The organism is Nonomuraea sp. ZG12, assembly GCF_052068115.1.
GTDB lineage: Bacteria > Actinomycetota > Actinomycetes > Streptosporangiales > Streptosporangiaceae > Nonomuraea.
In genome coordinates this window covers 68,779-94,523 of sequence record NZ_JBQHCW010000018.1, presented here as the reverse complement: position 1 = coordinate 94,523, position 25,745 = coordinate 68,779, and the positions used below count along the sequence as shown (strand labels likewise).

Genomic DNA, 25,745 nt, shown 5'->3' with positions numbered 1-25,745 from the left:
TTCGCCTTTTGGGGGGTTCTCTCGGTGTCTGAGTTCGACACAGTGCTCGTCGTCGACTTCGGTGCGCAGTACGCACAGTTGATCGCCAGGCGGGTGCGCGAGTGCCACGTCTACTCCGAGATCGTTCCCTCGACGATGCCGGTCGAGGAGATGCTGGCCAAGAAGCCGAAGGCCATCATCCTGTCCGGCGGGCCGTCCTCGGTCTACGCCGACAACGCCCCGGACATCCCGCACGGCCTGTTCGAGACCGGGGTGCCCACGTTCGGCATCTGCTACGGCTTCCAGGCGATGGCCCAGGCGCTGGGCGGCGAGGTGGCCCGCACGGGCGTCGCCGAGTACGGCGGCACCGCCCTGGAGGTGCTGACCGAGGGCGTGATCTTCGCCGGGCTGCCCGCCACGCAGAAGGTCTGGATGTCCCACGGCGACAGCGTCGCCGCCGCTCCCGAGGGCTTCGCGGTGACGGCCTCGACCAGCGAGACCCCGGTCGCCGCCTTCGAGCACCCCGAGCGCGGCCTCTACGGCGTGCAGTTCCACCCCGAGGTGCTCCACTCCGAGCACGGCCAGCAGGTGCTCAGGCACTTCCTCGACGCGGCGGGCTGCCGCCCGACGTGGACCATGCTCAACATCGTCGAGGAGTCCATCGACGCGGTCCGCCGGCAGGTCGGCGAGGGGCGCGCGATCTGCGCGCTGTCCGGCGGCGTCGACTCCGCGGTGGCCGGAGCCATCGTCCAGCGCGCCATCGGCGACCGGCTGACCTGCGTCTTCGTCGACCACGGCCTGCTGCGCAAGGGCGAGGCCGAGCAGGTCGAGCGCGACTTCGTCGCCGCCACCGGCGTCAACCTGCGCGTCGTGGACGCCGCCGACCGGTTCCTGAAGGCCCTCGAAGGCGTCACCGACCCCGAGGAGAAGCGCAAGATCATCGGCCGCGAGTTCATCCGCGTCTTCGAGGACGAGCAGCGGGCCATCATGGCCGACGGCCCGGTCGACTTCCTCGTCCAGGGCACCCTCTACCCCGACGTGGTCGAGTCCGGCGGCGGCACCGGCACCGCCAACATCAAGTCGCACCACAACGTCGGCGGGCTCCCCGAGGACCTGCAGTTCAAGCTGGTGGAGCCGCTGCGGACGCTGTTCAAGGACGAGGTACGACGCGCGGGCGAGGAGCTCGGCCTGCCGTCGGCCATGGTCTGGCGGCAGCCGTTCCCCGGTCCCGGCCTCGGCATCCGGATCATCGGCGAGGTGACGCGCGAGCGGCTCGACCTGCTGCGCGAGGCCGACGCGATCGCCCGCGAGGAGCTGTCACGGGCCGGCCTGGACCGGGAGATCTGGCAGTGCCCGGTGGTGCTGCTGGCCGACGTTCGCTCGGTGGGCGTGCAGGGCGACGGCCGCACCTACGGCCACCCCGTCGTGCTGCGGCCCGTCACCTCCGAGGACGCGATGACGGCCGACTGGGCGCGGGTGCCCTACGACGTGCTGTCGCGCATCTCCACCCGCATCACCAACGAGGTCAGGGACGTCAACCGGGTGGTGGTCGATGTGACCAGCAAGCCTCCGGGCACCATCGAGTGGGAGTAGCCGTTCGGGGGTAGAACTTGGGCGATCGCCCTGGGGGGTCGCCCAAGTCTCCGGGGCTGCATGCACATGGTGCGACTGGATGACGGACGAGAGCTCGCCTACGCCGAGTTCGGGGATCCTCGGGGCTACCCCGCCTTCTACTTCCACGGCACCCCCGGCAGCCGCCTCGAAGGGGCGTTCGCCGACCAGGCGGCGAAGCGGCATGGATTCCGGCTCATCGCCCCCGACCGGCCAGGATACGGACGGTCCACGTACCAACGGCACCGCACCTTCCGTGACTGGCCCCACGACGTCAGTGCGCTCGCCGACGCGCTGGGCTTCGAGCGGTTCGGCGTGGTGGGCCACTCCGGCGCGGGCCCGCACCTGTTCGCCTGCGGCTCCCTCCTTCCCGGCCGCCTGACCTTCATCGGCGCTCTTGGCCCGTGGGGCCCGGTGGCCACCCCCGAGATCCGGGCCGGCATGCACACCCTCGACCGCTGCTACGCGGCACTGGCCCGCCGGGCGGGCTGGACCATGCGGGTGGCCTTCGCCCCCCTGGGCTGGTGCGCCTGCGCCACCCACGTGTGACAAGCGGCGGAATCAGCACTTCAGCAGCGTCTTGCCGACGGCCGTGCGGGCGGCTATCGCGGCATGCGCGTCGGCCGCCCGTTCCAGCGGGAACGTCTGCCCGACGTACGGACTGAGCCGCCCGGCCGCGGCGTCGGCGAGGGCCCGCTCGGTGAGCCGCTTCACCTCCGCCGCGTCGGACCGCTGATCCATGATCCCGATCAGGCGCACGCCCCGGCCGGCGGCCTCGTCCGGGGTGACCTCGGCGAAGTCGCCGCTGGCGGCACCGTAGGCGAAGAACCGGCCGCCGCTCGCCGTCACCTCCAGCGCACCCCTGCCGAGAGGGCCACCGGCGCCGTCGAACACCACGTCCACGCCCCGCCCACCGGTCACCTCACGCACCCGCTCGGGCCAGCCGTCCTCGGTGTAATCCACCGCCGCCTCGGCGCCGAGCTCCCGCACCAGGTCCAGTTTCCGCGCGCCGCGCGCGGCTCCGATCACCCGGGCGCCCGCCGCCAGGGCGAGCTGTGCGAGGACGACGCCCAGGCTGCCGCCCGCGGCGGTGATCAGCACCCACTCGCCCGGCCGGATCGCGGCGCCGCCGATGAGCTCCATGGCGGTCGGGCCGTCGTGCAGGAGCGCCACCGCCTGGCTCAGGTCGAGCCCATCGGGCACCTGGATCAGCGCCTCGGCCGAGGCGACGGCCCGAGAGGCGTAGCCGCCGGTCGGGGCCACGATGGAGTCGCTGCCACCGTTCGGCGCGCCGGTCCTGGCCACGACCCGGCGGCCGACCCAGCCGGGATCCACCCCCTCCCCGGCCGAGAGGACCTGCCCGGCCACCCCGTCACCCGGCACGTAAGGCGGCGTCACAGGGAAGAAGCCCTCGCCCCAGCCCGCCCGCAACTGTGCATCGAGGAACAGGACGTCCGCGACGGCCACCTCGATCACTACCTGTCCCGCGCCGGCCACCGGGTCGGGCGCCTCCCGCGCCACCAGCACCTGCGGTCCACCGAACTCGGTCGCCTCTACAACCCGCATGTCGTCCCCACTTGTCGCTCGATGTCTTCCGACAGAATGCAACCTCGACCGAACTTGAGGTCAACCGCTGTTCGACCCTGGGTATCCCTGGGAGGGAGTGGTTGGTTATCGGACCGGCCGCCACTATGGGGGCATGACCTCGAAGCGACACCTCGGCGAGTTCCTGCGCACCCGCCGCTCGCAGCTCCGGCCCGAAGACGTCGGGTTGATGAGTTACGGCGACCAGCGCCGGGTGTCGGGGCTGCGCCGTGAGGAGCTGGCCCTGCTGGCCGGGGTGAGCGCGTCGTACTACGCGCGGTTGGAGCAGGGCCAGTCGTTCAACGCCTCGGCCGAGGTGCTGGACGCGATCGCCGGGGCGTTGCGGCTCGACGACGCCGAGCGGGCGCACCTGCACGAGCTGGCCGCCTCTACGCGGCGCCGGCCCGGCGGGCGGCGACCCGCTCCGGAGCGGGTCACGGCGGCGGTGCGGCAGTTGGTCGCCGCACTGGGGGATGTGCCCGCGGTGGTGCTCGGCCGGCGTAGCGACGTGCTCGCCTGGAACGTCACCGGACACGCCCTGTTCGCCGGGCATGTGACCGTGGCCGGGCCCGATCGTCCGGCACAGCGTCCGAACATGGCGCGGCTGATGTTCCTGGACGCGCACACCCGGGCGCTGTACACCGACTGGCCGACCAAGGCCCGCGCCGTGGTGGCGACGCTGCGGATGGTGTCCGGGCAGCATCCGGACGACCCCCTGCTGGCGGCGCTGGTCGGCGAGTTGCTGGTGAAGAGTCCGGAGTTCGCGGCGATGTGGGCGGATCACCGGGTCAAGGCCGGAAGCGGGGCGGAGGTCTACGAGATGCGCCATCCGCTGGTGGGGGCCATGAAGGTCACCCAGCAGAGCCTGCGCTCCGAGGGAGATCAGCGGATCGTGGTCGCGACCACCGAGGTCGGATCGCCGTCGCATGCCGCGATGACGCTGCTGGTGCACAGCGTCGCCACCGGGTCGGCCGCCAGGCAGGACAGTCCGACCCGGCAGTAGAAAGTCACCTTTGTTAGCAGAAATCCCGGGCGCTCGGCACGAGTGCCGTATTCAGAGTGCCCAAGAAGACCTATGGAGAACGAGGACAGCATGCGCAGGAACATGACCACAGCCACAGTCGTCACCGCGGCCCTCATGGCGGCTCTGACCGGGGGAACGGCATCGGCCACCACCACGGGGAGCTTGCGGCCCGCGGCGACACAGCAAGAGGCGGTGCCGTCCCGGATCGCGGTGCACTTCGACCTGGCGAAGAGACAGACGCCGGAGAACATCGCCCTTTCACCCGACGGCACCGCGTACGTCACCTTCGCGGCCGCCCGGCAGGTCGCCATGGTCACCAAGAAGGGTACGACGCGGATCCTGGCCACCATGCCGGCCCCGATGGACGGCGGCGTGGACACCCCGGTGCTGAAGTTCGCGCTGACCACCGGCATCGTCCGCACTGATGACGGCACGCTGTACTTCCTGTACGCCAGCGGTGCGGCCGAGACCACCGGCCTGTACAGGCTGCGGGAGGGCGGCACGCCGACCCGCGTCGCCGCGCTGCCGGCCACCGGGCTGCCCAACGGCCTCGCCCTGGACGAGCGGTCGAAGACCTTCTACATCACCGACTCCGCGCTCGGCACCATCTCCACCGTCCGGCTCGGCGATCACCGGGCGAGCGTGTGGTCGTCCGCGCCGCAGCTCGCCTCGACCGGCTTCATCGGCGTCAACGGCGTGAAGGTACGTGACGGCGCGGTCTGGGCGAGCAACCTCGACAGAGGCACCCTGCTGCGGATCCCGCTACGGCACGGGCGCCCCGGGCCGATCAAGGTGATGGCCGAAGGGCTGGCCGGTATCGATGACTTCGCCTTCGCCGGGTCGGGTGACGACCGGGTCATCGCCGCGCTCCACGGCATCAGCTCCGTGGTCCGCGTCGGTCCCAAGGGGAAGGTCACCACGCTGCTGACCGCCTCCGACGGCCTGCAGAACCCCACCTCGGTCGCCGTACGGGGGCGTACCCTCCATGTGCTCAGCGCGGCCTACACCACCGCCACCGATCCCAACCTGCTGCTCGCCACCCTGCCACGCCACTGACGCGGCGTCGGGTCCGAGGCACAGGCGGTACGTGCCGCCGCCGGAGGGCTTACTCTGCTACGGGTAGCTGGTCCCGGCCTTCAGCCGCTTGCCGCCCAGCAGCGTCGGCACGGTGACCAGGTGATAGCCGCGCTTCTTCAGTTCCTTGACGATCCCCGGCATGGCCTTGACCGTCTGCGGGACCGTGTCGTGCATGAGCAGCACGCCGTCGCGCTTGGCCAGGCGCAGGACCGCGGCCTTGATCTTCTTGGCGTCCTTCAGGTCCCAGTCCAGCGTGGTGCCCGTCCACATCACCTGCGCGAGACCGAACTGCTCCGCCAGATAGAGCACGCGGTCGTTGGTGCGCCCGTACGGCGGCCTGAACATCGTCGGGGTATGCCCGGTGGCGTCCTTGATGACCTGCTGGGCGGCCTTGAGCTCCTGGATGATGTCGTCTTCGAGCCTGCTCGGCAGCCAGGGGTGCGAGTAGGTGTGGTTGCCGATCGCGTGCCCTTCGGCGAGGGTGCGTCTGGCGACCGAGGGCCGCTCGTCGACCCGCTTGCCCACGAGGAAGAACGTGGCTTTGACACGTTCCTTCTTGAGCACGTCGAGCAGGGCCGGGGTGGTCTTGCCTGGCCCGTCGTCGAAGGTGAGCGCGAGGCACTTGACCTTGGCGCAGTCGACCTTCGCCTGTACGGCGGCGGCGGGGGACCCGGCGAGCACTAACGAGGTAGCGAGTAAGCCCTGAATCAACACAGCGACACTTTATGACCAAACGGGCTTTCGTCTCGACGGGCCCGCAGGAAAAGGGTCACGCCTCTGCGGGATTGGACGGGCAGATATCGTTCGGCGATGACCACGGCGGAAAGGCCCGCGTTGATGACGGCCGGCATCCGCCGCAGGTCACTACCGGTGGAGCCGCGCCGATGCCTGGCGATGAGCGGGCGCAGCAGAACGTTCCAGCTCCAGACCCGCTCCACCTGAAGCCCCGCCTTCTCCACCACCTTGACCAGCGAGTCGCGGGAGTAACGGCGTACGTGCCCGACCGCGTCGTCGTGCGGCGACCACAGCTCCATGTCGCACGGCACCGCGATCAGCGTGTGCCCGCCGGGCCGCAGCACCCGCGCGATCTCCTCGGTGACCAGGTGGTCCTCCTCGACGTGCTCCAGCACGTCGAAGGCGGTCACCAGATCGACGCCGGCCGACTCGAACGGCAGGCTGCGCGCGTCGGCCGGCACCGCCCTCAGTCCCCGCTCACGCGCGATCTCCACCGCCACCGGCGAGCTGTCCGTGGCGGTGGCGTCCCAGCCCTGCTCCACCAGCACTTCGGTGTTGCCGCCGCCCGCCGCCCCCACGTCGAGCGCGCGTCCGGGCCGGCCCAGCGCGCGCAGCTCCCGGCGCAGGATGGCGCGCCGCTCCCGATACCACCAGTGGGTACGCTCAAGCGCGACCAGTTGCCGGATTTCCGTGGCGTCCAAGAGTGAATCAGCTCCGTGAGCGGGCGAAGACCCAGTGGTCGAGTGCGAGGAAACGGGTGAGGGTGAGCGCGCCGTAGGTGGCGACGACCGCGCTCACTTCGAGCAGCCGCCCGGCCGCCGGGACGAGCGCGTGCAGGCCCAGCACCGCCATGGTGGTGAGCGCGTAGTTGGCGAGGAACACCACCCCCGCCCTGGCATGCAGTCCGGTACGTTTGCCGCCCCGGCGATCGAAGGTCCACCGGCGGTTGGCCTCGGTGTTGACCACCCCGGTGAGGATCAGCGCGGCGAGGTTCGCCGTCACCGGTGACAGGAACCCCCTCAGCGGGAGGTAGAGCAGCGCGTACAGCAGCGTGGTGAACGCGCCGACGGCGGCGAACGAGACGAACTTCGCCAGCGTCGCCGCCCGGGGCGCGGCCACCACCGCGTCCGGATGCGTGGGCGCGGGCTCGGCCGGCCGGGGCACCTCGACCACCGCCCGGCCCCGCGACATCGACCAGGAGAGCCTGGCCAGCCCTCTGAGGTCGTCGAGGGCCGTTTTCACCACCCGGACCCGCGAGTCCAGGTCCTCGACCCAGTCCACCGGCACCTCGTGCACGCGCAGCCCGTTGTGCTCGGCCAGCAGGAGCAGCTCGGTGTCGAAGAACCAGGCGTCGTCCTCCACCCGGTCCAGCAGCGGCCTGACCACGTCCGTCCTGGCCGCCTTGAAACCGCACTGGGCGTCGCTGAACCCGACACCGAATCCGAACCGCAGCAGCGCGTTGTAGCCGCGCGAGACCACCTCCCGCTTCAGCGAGCGCCGGATGCGGGCGCCGTGCGACAGGCGCGTGCCCACGGCGATCTCGGAATGCCCGCTGGCCAGCGACGCCACCATCGGGAACAGCGCGCCGAGCCCGGTGGACAGGTCGACGTCCATGTAGGTGACGATGTCGGCCGGGCTGTCGCGCCAGGCCGCCTTCAACGCCGCCCCCCGCCCCGCCTTCGCCAGCCTCCTGGCGTGCACCTGGTCGAACTCGGCGGCCAGCGCCTCGGCGATCGCCCAGGTGCCGTCGGTGCTGCCGTTGTCCATGATCGTGACGCGCCACGGCAGCGGGAAGGACTCGTACAGGAAGGCGGTCAGCGTACGGACGCAGCCGGGCAGCGCCCGCTCCTCGTTGAGCACGGGAATGACGATGTCGACGGTCGCGAGTCTGGCCGGACCACCGACGGCGCCGAGGTCTGGGCGCACGCGCGTTTCCATGGGTTCCCCTGATCGCTTGTGGCCGGGACTACGGAAATGGTGCTCAGCCGGACCACGCGCGGACGGTTGATTTCCCCTCGACATTCTCGGAGCAGGCGAGGTTTTTACTCCGTGCTGGCGATGGGGGTTTCAGGGCAGGATCACAACTGGTAGATCGCGCACGCGCCACTACGGAACCGCAACCGGGCGAATTGCCCGAGAGGTGGGGCATTCCCTTCGACAAAAAGCCATTCAACATCGTATGTACGAACGAGTCGCGAGATATTGGTGGCAGACGGCGCGAGGAAGACGGAGTCGTTCGCCGCGAGCCGGCCCGGATCCGCGAACCCGAGGCTCAGATACGACTCGTCGGTCAGCGGCGCCCGCGACAGCGTGCTCTCCGCGTAGGCCCACCCCTCCACCAGCACCCGCCGCTCGCTGTAGGCCGACACCCAGTAGTGGCGGCTGTCGCAGTAGGGGGTGCGCAGCGGGCGGCAGTGGCCGTTGGTCGCCACCACGTCGTCCGGCGCGGAGTGATCCCGTAGCCACCTGGCCGCCTCCATGCCCCCCTCGGGCATCGTGGGCGCGAACTGTCCCGGCGGCCCGAGCTGTTCGACCATCTTGGTGGCCGTGTCCGGCATCACGTAACCCGTGGCCAGCGCCACCAGCACCAGCGCCACCGGCCGGCGCCACCACACGAGCGCCAGCCAGGCCACCCAGACCGCGCACCCGAGCGCCAGATAGGGCAGGGCGATGGCCGGCAGATCGTCCGGCTGAACGGGGACGGGCGGGCCCATGACCGCCTTGACGGTCACCGCCAGCACCGTGCCCAGGACCAGCGCGCACCCCGCCACCGGCCAGAGCCCCCGGCACGTCCGGACGAGCGCGAGCCCGCCGGCGACCGCCGCGATCGACAGGTACGGCCGGGCGCCCTCCAGGAAGTAGAGCTGCGAGGCGGCCGGATGCCCCAGCACCAGCATGGCGCCCACCCCCGCAGCCCCGATGCCGAGCAGCAACAGCACCGCCGGATCGAGCAGCATCCCCCACCGCCCTTCCCCGTGGAACGGCACGGCCCGGTGCGCGACCAGGCCGGCCAGCCCCGCCCACACGCAGATCAGGCAGGCCAGATGCAGGGTCCCCAGCCCGAGCAGGTCGCCGAGCGGCGCGCCGGCCATCTCCGAGTTCGTCAGGCCCGCAGCCGTCGCCCAGGCCCGGCGCATGGTGTCCAGCGGCGCGATCGTCATGCCCTGCGACCCGCCGCCGAACAGCACGAACTGCGCCGTGGCCAGGCAGGCCAGCGCGATGCCCCCCGCGATCAGCGCCGTACGGTCCAGCCGCCGGCGCACCACCCACGACATCGCCGCCACCAGCGCCAGCCCGCCCAGGACCAACGGCAGGAACGTGGCCTTGGCGCCCGTCAACGCGAGCAGCAGGATTGACACGGCCGCCCATCGCCCCCGCCCGGAACGCAGGAAGCCGATCAACAGCAGGACCACCGGGGCGAACAGCAACGCGCCGAAGTTCTGGGTCGGGCTCAGCCACGCGGTGAACAGCGACCGGGTGGTGAACAGGTCGAGGCCGCCCTGGTGCAGCTCTGGGGAGCAGACGAAGCAGGTGACCAGGATCGCGGCCACCCCCGCCCAGGGCCGTCCGGTCAACCGCCAGGCGACCGCCGCGACCAGCACGGCCACCCCGGCCAGCATGGGCAGGGCGGTCAGGCGGTAGAGCAGCGTCTGCGGCTCGATCCCGGTGACCCAGCTCGTAGCGGCCATCTCCGCGTACACGAACCAGTGGTATGACAGCCGCTCACCCAGCACCGTCGGGAAGGTCGGCGGCACATGGTGCTTGATCTCTCCCAAAAGCGCCAGATGGTACGACATATCCACGTATGGGCCTGCGTTGCCCGGCCACGCCAGACCGTGCACGCGGTAGAACTGCTGCGTGGTCCATGCGAGCAGATACCCGACGATGCCCGACATCGCCCACGCCCACCCGACCGGCACCCGCACCCCGCGCCCGCGCCAATGCCGCCGCAGCCGAGGCACGGCGACGAACGCCCCGATCGTGACCACCGGCCATACCACCACCGCCAGCGGCACCCCCGCCGCCCGCGCCACGATATAGACCAGCACCTCCACCGCGTACCCCAGCGCCAGCCCCGCCGCCATGTCCGCGGGCAGCGACCCACCCCCGGGCCCCAGCGCCCGCCAGAGCAACATGCCCGGCAGCATCACCCCGATCCCGACATGACCAGCAAACGCCCCCACCTCCTCCACCGGCACCCCGAACCGGCACAGCACCACCACCGCCGCAACCAGCACCAACCCCGCCGGCACCCACCCCGCGCCAGGCCTCCATCCCTTCCTCCGCCCCACAGAAGCAACAGCCCTACCGGACACCACAACCGTCATACATCCCCCCGAAAATCCACCCAGCCCACCAAAACAACCCGCCCCGAGCCCACCACCGCAGAACCACCCACCCGGCCTGCCAACCTCCGCCCCGCCTTTCAGCTCTGGCCCCTACGCCCCCAGCCCCCCAGCCACCCAAGCTCGCCAAGGCGGTGATGCAGACGGTGGTTGGCGATTCGGCGCGCCGGCATAGGGCATGGTGGGGTCACAGTGCTGGAGATGGGGTGGGCAGTAAGTCGGCGCGCCAGCGTGGGGCCGCCAAGACGGCGATGCCGCTCGGTGGGTCGGCAAGGCATCGGATGCAGCGTCGGCTCGAAGGACACCCGTGTTGGAGGCCATCCCGGCCAAGCCCGGCCGGCTGACCCCAGAAGCGCAGGCCGAAACACCGGGCACGATGAGGGCCGGCTGCGAACGTCCTGGCAAGCCGGTTGAAACGGTGCCGGGAGAACGTCGCGGCGGTCCGAGAGAGCGGCTGTCCGGGGGTGAGAGGCAGTGCGCCAATGACGTGGCAAGTGTGCCGGGGCGGTGCGCCGATGGGGTGGCGGGTGGAGGGGGTGGGGTGTGGCGGGTGGCATGGTGGGGGTCAGGCGGAGACGGTGACCAGACGGGTGAACTCGGCCGCAAGGTCCACGCCGTCCCAGACACGGTGGAAGCTCAGCGCGTCGCCGAAGGGCACCATGCGGTCGACGCCGCGCCCGGCGAGCGCCTGCGCCAGCTCCAGCAGCTCGGCCCGGGGGAAGCCGAAGTGCGTCAGCGTCTGGTCCCGGCGGCCCACCAGGGGCACCAGCTCGGTCAGGGAGTCGAGCCGGGCGTGGGCGAAGGTGCCGGTGCCGAGCCAGCGCCGGGGTGCCGCCACGGCCGTCGCGAGTGTGACGTTGGCCAGGGCGTTGCCGTGGAAGTCGATGGCGCCGGCCGAGCCGTCGGCCGCCAGGCCGTAGGTGGACACCCGTTTCTCCACCGCCATGGCGGCGTCGACCGCCCAGCCCCGTTCGGTCACCGTGCGCGACAGGTGGGTGGTGAAATCGGCGCGGGCCGCGTCGCAGTCGTCGCGCGACCCCACCCAGAAGACGGTGCGCGGAGAGGAGCACGCGGCCTGGTCGAACCAGTAGGAGTCGTTGACGAACCCCTCGGTGACCGTCTGCCGGGTGGCACGGGGCGCGCACAGCCAGGCCGTCGCCCGGACGGCGGCGAACGACGACCGGTCCGGGAAGGCGAGGTCGCGCGCGTAGGGCGGCAGCGGATGCTTGCGCACCTCGTCGACGGTGCGGTCACCGCCCCAGATGACCCGCAGGTCGCAGGCGGTCGAGAGGGTGGCCGTGATCGATTCGGAGCGGTCGTAGCAGACGATGCGCTGGGTCGCGGCGACGATGGGATCGGCGTCGTCGAGCGTCTCCTGCAGCGTCTCGACGATGGTGGCGGCGACGGTGCCGGCACGGGGTGACAGGCGCACCACGTTGCGGTTGCCCATCAGCGCCGACAGCGCCCAGGAGTAGACGAAGATGGTGTCGACGTTCGCCGGTGGGATGTGGAAGACCAGGCCGCGCGGCACCCGTACATGCTCGCCGCGAAGCCCTTCGATGGTGCGCAGCAGCTCGCTGCGGCGCAGGAAGAAGCCGAGCGATCCGAGCTCGGGGTGCCGGCGCGACAGGGTGGGGCGCAGCAGCCGCCTGCCGAAGGCGGTGAGGAAGTCACGGATCCGCTCGTCGCCGACCGAGAGGCGGCCGCCGGCCGTCACCTGGTCGAGCAGGTCGTCCACGGGCACGGGCGGACCGGCGGGGAACCTGACGTCGAGCATTACGCGGCCGCCAGCCCGTGGGTGTCGCTGCAGCCGCGTGCCTCGGCGCGGGGGAGCCGCCCGAGCACGGAGAAGCGCTTGCCGGGCCAGATCCCGTCGTCCACGCCGTGCACGACGCCGAGGTCCTCGGTCAGCAGGACGTGCCCCGGATAGGAGGTCGGCAGCGTGCTGACGACCTCGATGAGCCCCGGCACGCCTGGCGGCGCCTCCTGCCACGTGTCGGGGTCGCGGATCACCACGTCGGCGAAGTCGGGGCAGTAGAGGCCGCCGCCGTCGGGCCCTTCGAGGAAGACGGTGCCGATCTGCTCGACCATGCCGTAGAAGTTGTGGATGTGGCGCAGGCCGCACTCCTCGCTCAGCCGCCGGCGGTATTCGGCGGTGTCGACCGACTGCTCGGCGAGCTTCTTCCAGCCGCCGGAGTGGATCAGCACGCCCTGCGACAGGTCCAGGCCCAGCTCGCGCAGGTGGAGCCAGGCCATGAAGGTGAAGGCGAAGATGAGGTACGGCTTGCCGCCGTGACGTGCGAGGAAGCCCTTCACCGCCCCGTGGTTGAGCACGCCCCGCTCGTCGAGGGCGAAGGTGTGGTCCCGGCCGAGGTTCATCATGCCGAGCACGCCGGCGCCGCGAGCGCTCAGCGTCGGGTCGCGCACCACCGAGCGGCTGTCGACGATCAGCATGGGCAGCCGCCGCTCGCCCAGCACCGCGCGCAACGTCGCCGCCAGCATGCGCGGCTGCGTGGCCGCGGCCTGCCGGTCGAGGTAGATGCGGCTGGGCACCTGGCCGGTGGTGCCGCTGGAGGTGAGCACCTTGAACACCTGCTCCTCCGGCACGCTGCGCAGCTCGTGCGTCTTGAACAGGCGTACGGGCAGCCACGGCAGGTCGGCCACCCGAGAGTAGGGCGCGGCGGAGCCGATCGCGTCCAGGATCCGCCGGTAGGGCTCGCAGGCGCGGCGATGCCGCTCGGTGAGCGCGGCCAGCTCGGGCAGCAGGGCCGCCTCTCTCTCGGCTGCGGACAGCGTGAATACGGTCACGTCCTGGCCTCCAGAGCGAGGTAGTCGATCTTGCCGGTGGTGAGCAGGGGCAGCCGGTCGACGCCTCGGACGTCGAAGCCGCTCCAGTGCAGCCGCAGCTCGGTGCCCAGCCGCCTGGCGAGGGCGGCGCAGCCCTTGGTGTCGAGCCCCTCGGCCCACACGGTGACCCGGTCGTCGCCGCTGGTCGCCGCGACGGGCCCGCAGTCACGCAGGAGCCGCTCCACGTCGTCGAGGTTGACCCGGACGCCGAAGATCTTGGCGATGCGCTTGACCCTGCCGGTGAGGTAGAGGAACCCGTCGTCGTCCAGCCGGCCGAGATCACCGGTGCGCAGCACGCCGCCCAGCTCCTCGCCCCTGGTCAGGTCGGCGGCCGTCTCGGCGTAGCCCATCATCACGTTGGGCCCGTGGTAGACGACCTCGCCCTCCTGGACGGTGAGCCGTCCGCCGGGAACGGCCTGCCCCACCGAGCCGGGCCGATCGGCCAGCCGCTTCGGCGGCAGCACGGCGATGCGCGCCGTCGCCTCGGTCTGGCCGTACATCACGTAGAGGTCGGCCTTGGCGGCGAACTCGTCGATCAGGTCGGGCCGCAGGCGCCCGCCCGCCTGGGTGAGGGTGATGAGCGCGGGATGCTCGGCGGGGTCGAAGCGCAGCCGGCGCAGCATCTCGTACTGGTAGGGGACGGCGGCCAGCGAGGTGCACCGGTGATCGTCGAGTGAGCTCCAGAAGGACCGTTCGAGCAGTCCGGCGTCGGTCAGCACCACGCTCGCCCCCGCCACCAGATGGCTGTTGAGCACCGAGAGGCCGTAGCTGTAGTGGAGCGGCAGGCTGGTGGGCGCGACCTCGTCGGGCCCGATGGCCAGCGCCTCGGCGATGGCGTGCGCGTTGGACAGCACGGCGGTCCGGGACAGCCGCACCAGCTTGGGGTTGCCGGTGGATCCGGAGGTGGCGAGCAGGACGGCCAGCTCGGGATGCGGCTCGCCCACCTCATCGCCGGCGCCCGAGCGCGGGGTGCGGCGGACCGCCGTCGTGCCGTGCGGGATGTTGCGGCCGTGAGGGGCCTGGGCGAAGCCGAGCAGCGCGGCGGGCCTGAACCGGGTGACGAGCGCGGCCAGCGAGGCGGCGGACAGATCCGGGTCCAGCAGGGCCACCGGCCTGCGGGCCTGCCAGGCGCCGAGGTAACGCAGCACCGAGGGCAGGTCGTTGCGCATGCCGCAGAACAGCGGGCCAGGCGGCAGCTCCGCCAGGGCCTGGGCGGTGCGGCTCACCCGGGCGGCGAGCCGGCCACCGCCGAGATCGCCCGGCTCGCCGGCCACGATGAGGCGGGCGTGCGGGTGCGGCAGGTAATCCATCGGGGCGCCCATCGCTCACAGCACCAGCCCGCCGTCCACCCCGATGACCTGACCGGTGATGAAACAGGCGTCGCTGGAGAGCAGGAAGGCGGTGACGGCGGCCACGTCGTCGGCGGTGCCGAGCCGGCCGAGCGGGGTGGCGGCGACGGTGGCGGCACGGGCGTCGTCGTCGAGCGTGGACAGCATGCCGGTCTGGATGTAGCCGGGCGCCACGGCGTTGACCCGGATGCCGGCCGGGCCGAGCTCCTTGGCGGCGGCCTTGGCCAGGCCCAGGACCGCGGCCTTGGTGGCGGAGTAGACGGCCTGACCGGCGGCGCCCTCGCGGCCGGTGATCGAGGAGACCAGGACGGCGGACGGGCTGGTGCCTCTGCGCAGCAGCCGCACCATGGCCTGCAGGGTGTGTGTGGCGCCCATCGCGTTGACCTCGAAGAGGCCGCGGATCGTCTCGCCGCGCATCATGCCGAGCAGGCCGGCCGCGTGGATGCCGGCGTTGACCACCAGGCCGTCGAGGCGGCCGTGACGCTGGTGGATCTCGTGCGCCATCGCGGAGACCGCCGTGGGGTCGGAGACGTCGCCGTGGACGGCCTCGACGTGGCCGCCGGTGAGCGCGGCCATCTCGGCCGCGGCCTTGGCCGTCCGGTCGAGGTCGCGGCCGTGGGCGATGACGGTGCGCCCGGTCGTGGCGAGCCGCATGGCGACGGCCCGGCCGATGCCCGTGGTCGAGCCGGTGACCAGGACGACGCGGGGGTCACAGGGCCGCTGCGCCGATGCCATGCTTCTCCAGCAGCCGCGCTGCCTTGGTGAACGAGCTCATGTCGATCATCTCGTCGGTGTCGATCATGACGGAGAACTCGTCCTCCATCGCGGCGATCAGCGACATGTGGGCGAGGGAGTCCCACTGGGGGATGGCGCGGTATTCGAGGCCGTCGACCTCGGCGTCGGACGGAAGGTTAAGCGAGCTGCGGAAGACGGCACGCAGGCGGTCGAGATGGCTCATGTGCACTCACTCTCTGTCGTCAAGACGAGACGTAGTGTAGCCGTGATCCCGGGTCAACTGAAACCAAGCCCCCGTCGCGAGTAATGGAACCGTATAACGGCGCGTGGCGTCCCTGAGGGGCTGGGAACGTCGGATGGGGCGCGCCAACCGCTAAAGGGGAAACAATGGACGAATCCAATCACTGGTACGGTCACTCCCGCATACTCGCGCGATACTGCGGTTTGGCGGACGAAACACCTAAGCGCATCCATGGATTCCTTCAGCACGGCTGGAACTATCTGCATGGATTTCCGCCGAATGATCACTGGTGTAGTCCCGGATACCCCCGTTTTGTCTGGTCAGATGTGCTGCGGCGCAGGGGATGGTCGATGGGCCGCCGTGGCCACTATCTCATCGGCGCGCCCTGGATCTACCTGCTCGACTTGGAGCCGGATCTGGGAGCCAAGGCCAAACGCGAGGGCACGATCTGGTATCCCTTTCATGGCTGGGAGAAACACACCGTCAGCGGCGACCACGCGCGCCTCGCCGCCGAAATAAAGGATGTGGAGTCCGGCCGCGTGACAATCTGCCTATATTGGCTGGAATTCGCGAATCCCCACATTCGACAGGCCTACGAGTCGCGGGGGTTCCGCGTCATCTGCCACGGCGATCGGGGGTCGCGCTGGGACGGCGGCGGGCGTGACTTCCTGCGCAAGCAGCTCACCCAGCTCAGACGCCATCGCAGGGTGGCCTCCAACAGGCTCGGCAGCGCCCTCTTCTACGGCGCCTCGGTGGGCTGCGAGGTGGCCGTCTACGGGGATCCGATGCAGCTGGAGGACGAACGGCCCGAATACGGCGGTACGGCGCGTCGGCTGCGGCTCTGGCCCGAGCTGCACGGCGTCCGCGTCGACCCCGAGCTGGCCGGGGAGGCCGCGCGGCGGGAGCTGGGATTCGACTATCAGGCGACACCTGAGGAGCTACGGCGAATGTTCGGCTGGAAGCGGGTGCGATGCGCATGACCGAGGCATCAGAGAACGTCCGCTTGATCGGCGGCGAGATGCTGCTGTGGTCCGACCTGTCCAACCCGTCGGGCTTCACCGACTGGCAAGGCGTGGCCCTGGAGCTGATCACCAGACTGATCCCGGAGCCAGGCCCGGACCCAGGCCCGGAACCAGGGCCTAGGCCGGGGCGGGTGCTGATGGTCGGCCCGCATCCCCAGGCGCTCGTCGACGAGGTGGCCGCCCGCGCCCCGGCCGCCGCCCTGCTGCTGCGCTCCTACCCCGACGCCCGCGCGCTCGGCCAACGCCACCCCGGCCTGGCCGTGTACTGCGGCAGGCTGGAGGTGTTCACCGGCGACGAGCCGTACGACCTGGTGCTGGCCTTCGACGGGCTGCGGCGCACGCACTCGGCGGAGGCGCCGGCCGGGTCCTGGCAGGAGTCGCTGGCCGCGCTGGCCGCGCTCGTCGCACCGGGCGGGCGGCTGGTGCTCGGCGTCCGCAACGACCTGGGCGTGGACAGGTTCATCGAGGCACGGCCTCCCGACCGGGACAGCGGCGACGACCAGTGGGAGCCGCACGGATTCGACCCGACCTACCCCGACGGGCCGGCCGCCCTCGACGCCGGCCTGGAGTCGGCCGGGCTTGAGGTGGGGCGGTGCTATTCGGCCTACCCGGACAGCCGGGCGCCGCGCGCGCTGCTGTCCCGGGAGGCGCTCGGCCATGACCTGCCGGAGGCGCTGGCGTTGCCGCTGAGCGCGCGTGCCGAGGACCGCATGCTGGTCGCCGACCCGCTGCGGCTGACCCGGCTGGTGTTCAGGCACCGCCTGGGCGAACAGCTCGCGCCCCTCTGGCTCACCGTGGCCACCAGGCCGCCGGCCACGCCCGAGCCGACGAACCTGCCCCTCGGCCTGATGGAGGAAGGCCATGCCGTACACGAGGTGATCCCGGCGCAGGCCACGTACGAGAGATCGCGGCCGGTCGCCGTGCGGCGGTTGCCCGATGGGGAGGAGCGGGCGATTCCGCCCGGGCGGGTCGTGGAGGAGATCCTCGTCGAGGCGTGCGCCCGCGAGGACGTCCGGGCGGTGCGGGAGCTGCTCGCCGCGCTGGCCCGGTGGGTGGAGGAGGAAGGGGACGCCGCGGCCACGACCGACAGCCTGGTGTGGGACGGCGAGCGGTTCGCCGTCATCGGCGACGGCCCGGCCCCGCAGTCGTCGCCCGCCCCCGACGTGGTGCTCTGCCGCATCCTGTGGCGCTTCGCGGTCCGTCTGCTGGCCGCCGGGCATCACCACCCGTGGCCGTGGCCGCTGCAGGCCGACCAGCTCACGCTGACGCTCTGCGGGATGGCCGACCGCTCGTTCGATCAGGACGAGCTCGATCTGGCCCGCAAGCTGGACGCCGAGCTCGGCCGCCCCGCCGAGCCGGGCGGGACGGCTCCCGCCTACCGCGACCTGCTCCGGACCCGGGACCGCCTGGCCGACCAGCTCACCGCGGCCCTGGCCAGGATCGGCCGGTTGGAGACCAAGCTCACCTACCGTGAGCGGGAGCTGGTCAGGGCGCGCGCCAAGCTGCGCAGGACCCAGCGCAAGGCCTCGGCGTACCGCAGGACGCTCGGCTACCGCCTGTCACGACGGCTGTCCCGGCCGCGCCAGGTGGCCCGCAGGGTCATGCGCCTGCTGTCCGGCTGAAGCCGAACCGTCCGGTCGAAGTTGAAGTGTCCGGCTGAAGAACAGGAGCTCACGTGCCGGTCCTTTCCGTGATCGTGCCCTTTCACAACGTCGGCAAGTACCTCGGCCCCTGCCTGGACTCGCTGGCGGCGCAGCGGTTCCGGGACTTCGAGGTGATCTGCGTGGACGACGGCAGCCGCGACGACGGCGCCGCCGTGGTGGCGGCCAAGGCGGCGGCGGACGGGCGCATCCGCCTCATCCAGCAGGCCAACCTCGGCGTCGGGCGCGCACGCAACGCGGGTGTGCGGGAGGCGAGCGGCCGTTACCTGGCCTTCGTCGACGGCGACGACATGGTGCCGCGGGCGGCGTTCCAGCGCCTGGTGACCTCGCTCGAGTCGACCGGCTCCGACCTCGCCTGCGGGAACGTCATGCGCCTGCACCGCAACCTGCTCGTCCCGTCGTGGGCGCACAAGGAGGCGTTCGCCGAGCCGGCCACCCGCACCCACATCACCCGCCACCGGCTGCTGATCCGCGACCGCATGCTGTGGAACAAGGTCTACCGGCGCTCCTTCTGGGACGCGCTCGGGCTGAGCTTCCCCGACCGGATGTACGAGGACCAGCCGGTCGCCATCGCCGCCCATGTGGGCGCGGGCGCGGTGGACGTGCTGCACAAGGTCGTCTACCACTGGCGTCAGCGCGACGAGCCGGGCGCCTCGATCACCCAGCGCCGCCTGGAGCCGGACAACCTGCGCGACCGCCTGCTGTCGGTGCTGGAGACGGCCGCGCTGCTGGACGCGCGGGCGCGCAGGCTCAGGCCCGAATTCGACCGGGACACGCTGGAGATCGACATGGCGGTCGCGGTCGAGGCCCTCGCCGGGCTCGGCGCCGACGCCGACGACGCCCTCGTGGACCTGGTCGTACGGTATCTCGACAGTGTGCGGCCGGACGTGCTGCCGCGCGTGCCGTACGCTCTCCGCCTCCTGGTGCACCTGCTGCACCAGCGCCGCCTGGACGAGGTGGCGCAGGTCTTCGCGCAGGCGCGCGACGGTCTCCTGCACCCGCCGGTCGGCTCCGCGGGGCTGCTGCGCAAGCGTTGGTACGGCCGGCATCCGGCCTTGCCGGGGCACCTGTCGGAGGTGTCGGAGGAGCTGAGCCCGACGGCCAGGCTGGTGGAACTGGAGTGGCGCGGCGGCGTGCTGCGCGGTGCCGGCCGGGTGGGCGTCGGCCGGTTCGACGTGAGCGAGCTGGACCGGGTGCGGGTGAGCGTGTGGCTGGAGGAGCGCAGGACCGGCGACCGGATGCCGCTCTCGGTGGAGAGCGCGTCCCCGACCTGGGAGAACGTCGAGCTGCCCGATGGCGGGTGCGTGCCGGAGCACGCGTTCCCGTTCCGGTTCTCCTTCGATCCGGCCGCCCTGACGCCTGAGCGGATCGCCCGGCTCGGCCACTGGGACCTGCGCGTCGGGCTCAAGGGGCCAGGCCTGCGGCTGGAGGGCAAGGTGCGCGGCGACCGCCGGCTGCCGCCCGCGGCCCCGCCGCCGCGCCGCCGCGCAGGCGTGTGGCTGGTCCCGGCGCTCGCCTTCAGGGGCGCGTGGGGGCTGCGGCTGCGCCGGGCCGGCGCGCTGGTACGGCACTGCGAGGTGGACGGCGGCGACCTGGTCTTCTCCGGCGAGCTGGCGGATCCGGGCGACGGCGAGCCGGTGGTCAGGCTGGTGCGCAGGAGCGACGGTGAGGAGATGTACTTCCCCGCGACGCTGGCGGGGCGCGAGTTCCACGCCCGGGTGCCGCTGGCGGGCATCGACGAGTCCGTCGGCGAGGAGTCGTGGTGGGAGGTCGTCGTCGACCAGGGACGGGCGATCCGGACCCTCGTCCGCACCCAGGAGCGTCAGCCCGTGCGGGTCGAGGGCCGCAGTTTCCTCGTCGACAGGAGCGACGACGGCTGCCTGCTGCTGCTGGAGCGCTGAGTCAGGCCAGGACGGCGGTCAGCCGCTCGACGACCCGGTCCTGTTCGGCGTCGGTGAGGTCGGGGAAGAGCGGCAGCGAGAGCTGCTCGGCGTAGTAGGCCTCGGCCGCCGGGCACAGGCCGCGCCGGTAGCCGAGGTCCTCGAAGACCGGATGCCAGTAGGCCGGCAGGTAGTTGACCTGCACGCCGATGCCGGCCGCCCGCATGCGCTCGTAGACCTCGCGCCTGCGGCCGTCGCCGATCCGTACGGGATAGAGGTGCCAGCTGGGAGAGGTGTAGGGCCGCTGGGCGGGCAGGGTGAGGCCGGGCAGCCCGGCGAGCAGCGTGTTGTAGCGGGCGACCAGCTCGGCACGCCTGGCACGGAAGCGGTCCAGTCGCCTCAGCTGGCTGACGCCCAGGGCGCAGAGCACGTCGGGCAGCCGGTAGTTGAGGCCGAAGTCGTGCACTTCCTGGTGCCAGCCGCCGTGGTCGGGGTCACGCTGCTCGACCGGGTCCCTGACCAGGCCGTGGTTTCTGAACCGGGCCGCCCTGGCGAGCCTGACGGGGTCGGCCGCCGCGACCGCGCCGCCTTCGGCCGTGGTCACGGTCTTGGTCGGGAAGAACGAGAACGTGGTCAGGTCGGCGAGCGCGCCCACCGGCCGGTCCTTGTAGACCGAGCCGATGGAGTGGGCGGCGTCGCCGATCAGCACCGCGCCGCAGCGGTCGGTGAGCGCGCGCAGCTCGTCGTAGTCGGCGGGATGACCGGCGTAGTCCACGGCGGTGATCGCCCGGGTCCGGCCGGTGACCAGGGCGGCGGCGGAGTCCGGGTCGAGGTTGCCGGTGTCGGGCTGTACGTCGGCGAAGACCACCCGGGCGCCGCGCAGCGCGGCGGTGGCGGCCGTGGCGACGAACGTCAGCGGTGAGGTGATCACCTCGTCGCCCGGCCCGGCCCCGGCGGCCACATAGGCGACGTGCAGGGCAGCCGTGCCCGAGGTGACCGCCACGCACGGCACGCCGCCCGTCCATCGGGCCAGCTCCGACTCGAACAGGCCGACCGCGGGGCCGGTGGTCAGCCAGTCGCCGCGCAGCACCTCGGTCACCGCCCGGACGTCGTCGTCGGCGATGGACTGGCGGCCGTAGGGAAGCATCAGGCGCCGGCCGGGACCAGGGCGCGCAGGTCGTCGACCGACAGCCAGCGGTCGTTGGCGTCGGAGCGGTAGGCGAACCCCTCGGGCAGGGTCTCGCCGCCGGTCGGCGGCACGTAGCCCCAGTCCGCGATCGTGGGCTGCACGACGTAGCGGTCGGCCAGGCGCAGCGCCCTGCGGCCGTCGTCGGGGCTGATCATCTCCTCGTGCAGCTTCTCGCCCGGCCTGATGCCGATCTCGTCGATCGGGCAGCCCGGCGCCAGCGCGTCGGCCAGGTCGAGGATGCGCATGCTCGGGATGCGCGGCACGTAGAGCTCGCCGCCCTGCATCAGCTCGAAGGAGTCGACCACGAACCTGACGGCCTGGTCGAGGGTGATCCAGAAGCGGGTCATCCGCTTGTCGGTGATCGGCAGGGTGCCGCCCTGCGCGGCCAGGCGCTGGAAGAACGGCACCACCGAGCCGCGGCTGCCGAGCACGTTGCCGTAGCGCACCACGGAGAAACGGGTCTCGTGGCTGGCGGCGTAGTGGTTGGCCGACACGAACAGCTTGTCGGCGACCAGCTTCGTCGCGCCGTACAGGTTGATCGGGCTGGAGGCCTTGTCGGTGGACAGCGCCACGACCTTGCGCACGCCGCAGTCGATGGCGGCCTCCACCACGTTCTGCGAGCCGCCGACGTTGGTCCGGACATACTCGAACGGGTTGTACTCCGCCGTGTCGACCTGCTTGAGCGCGGCGGCGTGGACGACGTACTCGACGCCGTGCATGGCCCGGGTCAGGCGCTCCCTGTCGCGGATGTCGCCGATGAAGTAGCGCAGCCGCTCGTCCTCGCCGAGAAGCTGGCGGAGCTCGTACTGCTTGAGCTCGTCGCGCGAGAACACCACCATCCTGCGCACGCCGAGCGAGTCGAGCGCGTGGCGGATGAACGTCCTGCCGAAGGACCCCGTGCCTCCGGTGACCAACACTGACGATCCACTGAGAATGCTCAAGGGGTCCCCCGAACTGACGGCTACGGCCCAGAAGCCTGGCCGGTAGCATAACGCAGCCAATCAATGACGCACAGTCACACGGGGAAATGGGGCATCGGTGCGTATTGTCGGAATCATTCAGGCGCGCATGGGGTCCACACGGCTGCCGGGCAAGGTCCTGCGCGACCTCGGCGGCCGTACGGTGCTGGGGTGGGTGGTCCGTGCCGTACGCGAGTCGCAGGCGGTCGACGAGCTGGTGGTGGCCACCACGGCGCGGGCGGAGGACGACGCGGTGGCGGCCGAGTGCCGGGCCTTGGGCGTGCCCTGCCACCGGGGGCCGGTGGACGACGTCCTCACCAGGTTCGTGCAGGTGATGGCGGGGCGTCCGGGGGACGCGGTCATGCGCTTCACCGCCGACTGCCCGCTGCTCGACCCCGCGATCATCCGCGAGGCGGCCCAGGTCTACCGGGCGCTGCCGGGGCTCGACTACCTGAGCACCGGCCTCGCGGGGACACTGCCGCGCGGGCTCGACGTGGAGATCGTCGGCCTGCCCGCGCTGCGGCGCGCCGACCAGTGCGCCGACGGCTATCACCGCACCCACGTGACCTCCTACGTCTACTCCCACCCTGGCGACGCCCGCCTGCTCGGCCTGGCCTACCCGCCCGGCGCCGCCGACCTCCGGGTGACCCTGGACACCGAGGACGACTGGCGGCTCATCTCGCGCGTGGTGGGGGAGCTGGGCGATGGGTGCGTCCCGATGCGGGCCCTGGTGGCCTGGCTGCGGGCCAGACCGGAGGTATGCCGCCTCAACGCGCACATCATCCAGAAGCAACTGCAGGACGCGTGACCGGGAGCGAGCCCTCGCCGGCGGTCCCGTCGGTGCGGCGGGCCGGGATCCGGTGCGACGCCGGTGCCGCGATCGGCGTCGGCCACCTGGTGCGGTGTGTCGCGCTCGCCGAGGAACTGACCGCGCGCGGGGTCGAGGTGGTCTTCCTCGGTGCGGTGTCCGGCTCGCCGTGGGCCGCCGAGCAGCTACGGGCCCGAGGATTGCCGCTGGTCCCGGCCCCGCGCGAGCCCGTGCTCTTGGCCTCCCTGGTGGACGAGCTGCGCCTTGACGCCGTGGTGCTCGACTCCTACACGCTCGACCCAGGTACGGGGGCGGCCCTTCGAGCGGGCCGGGATTCGGGGGCGGGCCTCTCGGGGCATGGGCCGGTGGTGCTGGCGATCGTCGACGGGGATCCGCTCGGGCAGGAGGCCGACCTCTACCTCGATCAGAACCTCGGCGCCGAACACCGCCCCTTCCCCGCGCTGCCCGGGCCCCGAGCGTCGCGGCCGGGTGGGGCGAGGCGGCTGGCGGGGGCGTCGTACGTGCTGCTGCGTGACAGTGTGCGGCGCTGCCGCCGGTCGGCGTGGGCGCGGAGCGTGCCGCGAGTGCTCTGCTTCTTCGGCGGCACCGACAGCGCCGGAGTCGCGCCCGCCTGGGCGGCGGCGCTACGCCGGACGGGACTGCCGTACGAGGCCACGGTGATCAGTCCGGTGCCCTTCGGGGCGGAGGAGCGGGTGCGGGTGATCCCGCCGACTGACAGGTTGCCCGAGCTGATGGCCGAGGTGGACCTGGTGCTCACCGCCGCCGGATCCGCGAGCTGGGAGCTGCTCCACCTGGGCGTCCCCACCGCGCTGACCTGGGTGGCCGACAACCAGTCGGCCGGGTACGAGGCGCTGGTGCGCGGCGGCCTGGCGGCCGGCCTCGGCCCGGAGCCCGGCCCGGAGGCCGTCGCCACGCTGGCCCGCCTGCTCGCCACGCCGGCGCTACGGGAGGAGTACGGCAGGCGCGGCAGGAGCCTGATCGACGGCCGGGGCCGCGAACGCGTCGCCGACGCCCTCCTGGACCCCAGCGTCAGAGGAGGTCCCAGGTGAGCGGGGTGCCGAGGGGGGTGTCGCGGGTGAAGGCGCGGCCCATCACGTCGGCCGCGGCGTCCGGGGGCAGGCCGCCGGCGGGCCGGATGGAGCGCACGTTGAGCTCGGTCACCGGCTCACCGGCTCGCACGTCCCGCACCACATACAGGGACCGGCGGAACCGCAGCCCCTCGCGCTCGCTGGGGCGGGGGCCGATGACGGGGGAGCCCAGCGACTGCCAGGCGCGCTCGCTCTCCACGACCAGCGCGGCGAGCTCGTGCGGCTCCAGGGAGAACGCCGCGTCCACCCCGCCCGCGTCCCGTGACAGCGTGACGTGCTTCTCGATCAGGCAGGCGCCGAAGGCGACGGCCGCGAGGGCGGCGCCGAGGCCGGGGGTGTGGTCGGACAGGCCGGTGACCGCGCCGGTGATCGCGGCGAGCAGCGGGAGGGAGCGCAGGTTGCTCTCGGCGGGAGAGGCGGGGTAGGAGGCGGTGCACGACAGGACGGCGAGCTGGTCGCAACCGGCGGACCTGGCGGCGGCCACGGCCGCGTGGATCTCCGCGATGGAGGCCATCCCGGTGGAGATGATCAGCGGCTTGCCGGTGGCCGCGGCCAGCCTGATCAGGGGGAGGTCGACGATCTCCGAGGAGGCGATCTTGTAGGCGGGGGCGTCGAGCTTCTCCAGCAGTTCGACGGCCGTGGGGTCGAAGGGCGAGGAGAAGGGGATGAGCCCGTGCTGCCGGGCCCGGGCGAAGATGGGCTGGTGCCAGTCCCAGGGGGTGTGGGCGCGCTCGAAGAGCTGGTAAAGGCGCTCGCCGCCCCACAGGTCGTGCCATGCGCCGATGCGGAAGGCGGGGCCGTCGGAATCGACGGTGATGGTGTCGGGGCGGTAGGTCTGCAGCTTCAGCGCGTGCGCGCCGCTGGCGGCCACCGCGTCGACGATCGACAGCGCGCGCTCCAGGCTGCCGTTGTGGTTGCCGGACATCTCGGCGATGACGAACGGCGGCTCGCCGGGCCCGACGGCCCGGCCCGCGATCTCGATCATGGGTCCTTCTCCCTGGTCAGCTCGACGGCGACGACCTCACGGCACAGCCCGGCCAGCTCCAGCTCATAACCGGCGACCTCGGCGAACCCGAACCGGCGGTGCAGCCGCCGGACCGGCTCGTTGCAGGCGAGCACCTCGCCGCGCAGCGTGGTCAGGCCGAGCGGCCCGAAGGCGTGCTCGATGGCCGCGCGCTCCAGCCCGATCCAGGCGGCCAGCAGCTCGCCCGACCGCTCCAGCCCGGCCAGGTCGAGGTAGAAGGCCCAGTCGGCGCTCCTGCCTCCGGGGGTCAGGCCGGAGAAGGACACCACGCCGGCGGCGACCCCCCGGTGCTCGTAGATCAGCACCCGCCTGGCCGGGTCGTTCCTGACCGTGGCCCACCAGCGGGCGTGCTCGGCCTTGGTGATCGTGTGGGTGGTGAAGCTGGACGCCCGCACCCGCGGGTGGTTGCGCCAGCGGCGCATCGCGGGGAGTTCGTGCTCTTCGACGTCTCTGAGCACCGCCCCTCCTTACGTGCTGCGTTCGATCCATTGCACAACGTAGCGTAAAGAATCGCTTCCCCGGGGGAACGCCGAGGCATCCTGCCCTCATCTGACCCAGTGACCGA

General features: G+C 71.9%; 23 protein-coding genes. 9 read left to right on the top strand and 14 right to left on the bottom strand.

Translation table 11 applies throughout. From position 1 onward, the window contains the following. Positions 1-24: 24 nt before the first annotated feature. Together guaA and ACTMTF_RS35130 are read left to right on the top strand one after the other, a co-directional pair. On the top strand, positions 25-1,572 hold the full coding sequence (gene guaA / locus ACTMTF_RS35135) for a glutamine-hydrolyzing GMP synthase (protein WP_441114543.1): 1,548 nt from the start codon (positions 25-27) through the stop codon (positions 1,570-1,572). A gap of 66 nt (positions 1,573-1,638) precedes the next feature. Then, the gene (locus tag ACTMTF_RS35130) at positions 1,639-2,139 is read left to right on the top strand and encodes an alpha/beta fold hydrolase (RefSeq protein ID WP_441114542.1); all 501 of its coding nucleotides are present in this window, start codon (positions 1,639-1,641) and stop codon (positions 2,137-2,139) included. A gap of 12 nt (positions 2,140-2,151) precedes the next feature. On the opposite strand, the gene ACTMTF_RS35125 is transcribed toward ACTMTF_RS35130, so the two are convergent. Then, the gene (locus ACTMTF_RS35125; RefSeq protein ID WP_441114541.1) at positions 2,152-3,156 is read right to left on the bottom strand and encodes a zinc-binding dehydrogenase; all 1,005 of its coding nucleotides are present in this window, start codon (positions 3,154-3,156) and stop codon (positions 2,152-2,154) included. A gap of 133 nt (positions 3,157-3,289) precedes the next feature. Here ACTMTF_RS35125 and ACTMTF_RS35120 point away from each other — a divergent pair, with 133 nt between their 5' ends. Both ACTMTF_RS35120 and ACTMTF_RS35115 read left to right on the top strand, forming a co-directional pair. Continuing rightward, a complete protein-coding gene (locus ACTMTF_RS35120; RefSeq protein ID WP_441114540.1) occupies positions 3,290-4,177 on the top strand; it encodes a helix-turn-helix domain-containing protein in 888 nt (295 codons plus the stop codon). A 102-nt stretch (positions 4,178-4,279) separates the two neighbouring features. After that, positions 4,280-5,254: a hypothetical protein gene (locus ACTMTF_RS35115; RefSeq protein WP_441114539.1), complete on the top strand. Its 975-nt coding sequence runs from the start codon at positions 4,280-4,282 to the stop codon at positions 5,252-5,254. Positions 5,255-5,311: 57 nt separating this feature from the next. Here ACTMTF_RS35115 and ACTMTF_RS35110 read toward each other — a convergent pair whose 3' ends face one another. The 9 genes from ACTMTF_RS35110 to ACTMTF_RS35070 form a co-directional block, all read right to left on the bottom strand. Beyond that, positions 5,312-5,989 (bottom strand): polysaccharide deacetylase family protein, encoded by a 678-nt coding sequence (locus tag ACTMTF_RS35110; protein WP_441114538.1) that lies wholly within the window; start codon positions 5,987-5,989, stop codon positions 5,312-5,314. Next, positions 5,983-6,711, bottom strand: coding sequence for a methyltransferase domain-containing protein (locus tag ACTMTF_RS35105; protein WP_441114537.1), 729 nt, complete (start codon positions 6,709-6,711; stop codon positions 5,983-5,985). The genes ACTMTF_RS35110 and ACTMTF_RS35105 overlap by 7 nt, the downstream gene beginning before the upstream one ends. A gap of 7 nt (positions 6,712-6,718) precedes the next feature. Beyond that, the gene (locus ACTMTF_RS35100) at positions 6,719-7,948 is read right to left on the bottom strand and encodes a glycosyltransferase (RefSeq protein ID WP_441114536.1); all 1,230 of its coding nucleotides are present in this window, start codon (positions 7,946-7,948) and stop codon (positions 6,719-6,721) included. Positions 7,949-8,088: 140 nt separating this feature from the next. Further along, entirely contained in the window at positions 8,089-10,251 is a 2,163-nt protein-coding gene (locus ACTMTF_RS35095; protein WP_441114535.1) for a hypothetical protein, read from the bottom strand. A gap of 670 nt (positions 10,252-10,921) precedes the next feature. Further along, a complete protein-coding gene (locus tag ACTMTF_RS35090; protein ID WP_441114534.1) occupies positions 10,922-12,133 on the bottom strand; it encodes an acyl-CoA reductase in 1,212 nt (403 codons plus the stop codon). Further along, positions 12,133-13,164 carry a LuxE/PaaK family acyltransferase gene (locus ACTMTF_RS35085; protein ID WP_441114533.1) on the bottom strand — a complete coding sequence of 344 codons (1,032 nt, stop codon included), beginning with the start codon at positions 13,162-13,164 and terminating at the stop codon, positions 12,133-12,135. The genes ACTMTF_RS35090 and ACTMTF_RS35085 overlap by 1 nt, the downstream gene beginning before the upstream one ends. After that, positions 13,161-14,525: an AMP-binding protein gene (locus ACTMTF_RS35080; RefSeq protein WP_441114532.1), complete on the bottom strand. Its 1,365-nt coding sequence runs from the start codon at positions 14,523-14,525 to the stop codon at positions 13,161-13,163. The genes ACTMTF_RS35085 and ACTMTF_RS35080 overlap by 4 nt, the downstream gene beginning before the upstream one ends. 3 nt (positions 14,526-14,528) lie before the next feature. After that, positions 14,529-15,287: an SDR family NAD(P)-dependent oxidoreductase gene (locus tag ACTMTF_RS35075; protein WP_441114531.1), complete on the bottom strand. Its 759-nt coding sequence runs from the start codon at positions 15,285-15,287 to the stop codon at positions 14,529-14,531. Beyond that, positions 15,262-15,510 (bottom strand): acyl carrier protein, encoded by a 249-nt coding sequence (locus ACTMTF_RS35070; protein ID WP_397008016.1) that lies wholly within the window; start codon positions 15,508-15,510, stop codon positions 15,262-15,264. The genes ACTMTF_RS35075 and ACTMTF_RS35070 overlap by 26 nt, the downstream gene beginning before the upstream one ends. A 164-nt stretch (positions 15,511-15,674) precedes the next feature. Here ACTMTF_RS35070 and ACTMTF_RS35065 point away from each other — a divergent pair, with 164 nt between their 5' ends. Genes ACTMTF_RS35065 through ACTMTF_RS35055 form a run of 3 tightly spaced genes read left to right on the top strand, consistent with a single transcriptional unit; the run spans position 15,675 to position 20,112 of the window. Then, a complete protein-coding gene (locus tag ACTMTF_RS35065) occupies positions 15,675-16,508 on the top strand; it encodes a hypothetical protein (protein ID WP_397008018.1) in 834 nt (277 codons plus the stop codon). Then, on the top strand, positions 16,505-18,172 hold the full coding sequence (locus ACTMTF_RS35060) for a hypothetical protein (protein ID WP_441114530.1): 1,668 nt from the start codon (positions 16,505-16,507) through the stop codon (positions 18,170-18,172). The genes ACTMTF_RS35065 and ACTMTF_RS35060 overlap by 4 nt, the downstream gene beginning before the upstream one ends. A 53-nt stretch (positions 18,173-18,225) precedes the next feature. Continuing rightward, positions 18,226-20,112 (top strand): glycosyltransferase family 2 protein, encoded by a 1,887-nt coding sequence (locus tag ACTMTF_RS35055; protein WP_441114529.1) that lies wholly within the window; start codon positions 18,226-18,228, stop codon positions 20,110-20,112. A 1-nt stretch (position 20,113) separates the two neighbouring features. Here ACTMTF_RS35055 and ACTMTF_RS35050 read toward each other — a convergent pair whose 3' ends face one another. Together ACTMTF_RS35050 and pseB are read right to left on the bottom strand one after the other, a co-directional pair. Then, positions 20,114-21,238, bottom strand: a complete 1,125-nt coding sequence (locus ACTMTF_RS35050) for a DegT/DnrJ/EryC1/StrS family aminotransferase (protein WP_441114528.1) — start codon at positions 21,236-21,238, stop codon at positions 20,114-20,116. Further along, entirely contained in the window at positions 21,238-22,221 is a 984-nt protein-coding gene (pseB, locus tag ACTMTF_RS35045; protein ID WP_441114527.1) for a UDP-N-acetylglucosamine 4,6-dehydratase (inverting), read from the bottom strand. Before pseB ends, ACTMTF_RS35050 begins: the two co-directional genes overlap by 1 nt. 97 nt (positions 22,222-22,318) lie before the next feature. On the opposite strand from pseB, the gene ACTMTF_RS35040 reads away from it, so the two are divergent. Together ACTMTF_RS35040 and ACTMTF_RS35035 are read left to right on the top strand one after the other, a co-directional pair. Beyond that, entirely contained in the window at positions 22,319-23,047 is a 729-nt protein-coding gene (locus ACTMTF_RS35040; protein WP_441114526.1) for a cytidylyltransferase domain-containing protein, read from the top strand. After that, complete coding sequence (locus ACTMTF_RS35035; RefSeq protein WP_441114525.1) at positions 23,044-24,117, top strand: PseG/SpsG family protein; 1,074 nt, start codon at positions 23,044-23,046, stop codon at positions 24,115-24,117. Before ACTMTF_RS35040 ends, ACTMTF_RS35035 begins: the two co-directional genes overlap by 4 nt. On the opposite strand, the gene pseI is transcribed toward ACTMTF_RS35035, so the two are convergent. Further along, complete coding sequence (gene pseI, locus ACTMTF_RS35030; protein WP_441114524.1) at positions 24,098-25,141, bottom strand: pseudaminic acid synthase; 1,044 nt, start codon at positions 25,139-25,141, stop codon at positions 24,098-24,100. The genes ACTMTF_RS35035 and pseI overlap by 20 nt on opposite strands. Further along, on the bottom strand, positions 25,138-25,638 hold the full coding sequence (locus ACTMTF_RS35025) for a GNAT family N-acetyltransferase (protein WP_441114523.1): 501 nt from the start codon (positions 25,636-25,638) through the stop codon (positions 25,138-25,140). Before ACTMTF_RS35025 ends, pseI begins: the two co-directional genes overlap by 4 nt. Between the last annotated feature and the right edge of the window lie 107 nt (positions 25,639-25,745).

Bases quoted from the DNA above. Each gene is read 5' to 3' on its own strand.
- ACTMTF_RS35130 (WP_441114542.1), top strand. From the start codon at position 1,639: ATGGTGCGACTGGATGACGGACGAGAGCTCGCCTACGCCGAGTTCGGG.
- ACTMTF_RS35125 (WP_441114541.1), bottom strand. From the start codon at position 3,156: ATGCGGGTTGTAGAGGCGACCGAGTTCGGTGGACCGCAGGTGCTGGTG.
- ACTMTF_RS35120 (WP_441114540.1), top strand. From the start codon at position 3,290: ATGACCTCGAAGCGACACCTCGGCGAGTTCCTGCGCACCCGCCGCTCG.
- ACTMTF_RS35115 (WP_441114539.1), top strand. From the start codon at position 4,280: ATGACCACAGCCACAGTCGTCACCGCGGCCCTCATGGCGGCTCTGACC.
- ACTMTF_RS35100 (WP_441114536.1), bottom strand. From the start codon at position 7,948: ATGGAAACGCGCGTGCGCCCAGACCTCGGCGCCGTCGGTGGTCCGGCC.
- ACTMTF_RS35090 (WP_441114534.1), bottom strand. From the start codon at position 12,133: ATGCTCGACGTCAGGTTCCCCGCCGGTCCGCCCGTGCCCGTGGACGAC.
- ACTMTF_RS35080 (WP_441114532.1), bottom strand. From the start codon at position 14,525: ATGGGCGCCCCGATGGATTACCTGCCGCACCCGCACGCCCGCCTCATC.
- ACTMTF_RS35075 (WP_441114531.1), bottom strand. From the start codon at position 15,287: ATGGCATCGGCGCAGCGGCCCTGTGACCCCCGCGTCGTCCTGGTCACC.
- ACTMTF_RS35070 (WP_397008016.1), bottom strand. From the start codon at position 15,510: ATGAGCCATCTCGACCGCCTGCGTGCCGTCTTCCGCAGCTCGCTTAAC.
- ACTMTF_RS35065 (WP_397008018.1), top strand. From the start codon at position 15,675: ATGGACGAATCCAATCACTGGTACGGTCACTCCCGCATACTCGCGCGA.
- ACTMTF_RS35060 (WP_441114530.1), top strand. From the start codon at position 16,505: ATGACCGAGGCATCAGAGAACGTCCGCTTGATCGGCGGCGAGATGCTG.
- ACTMTF_RS35050 (WP_441114528.1), bottom strand. From the start codon at position 21,238: ATGCTTCCCTACGGCCGCCAGTCCATCGCCGACGACGACGTCCGGGCG.
- pseI (WP_441114524.1), bottom strand. From the start codon at position 25,141: ATGATCGAGATCGCGGGCCGGGCCGTCGGGCCCGGCGAGCCGCCGTTC.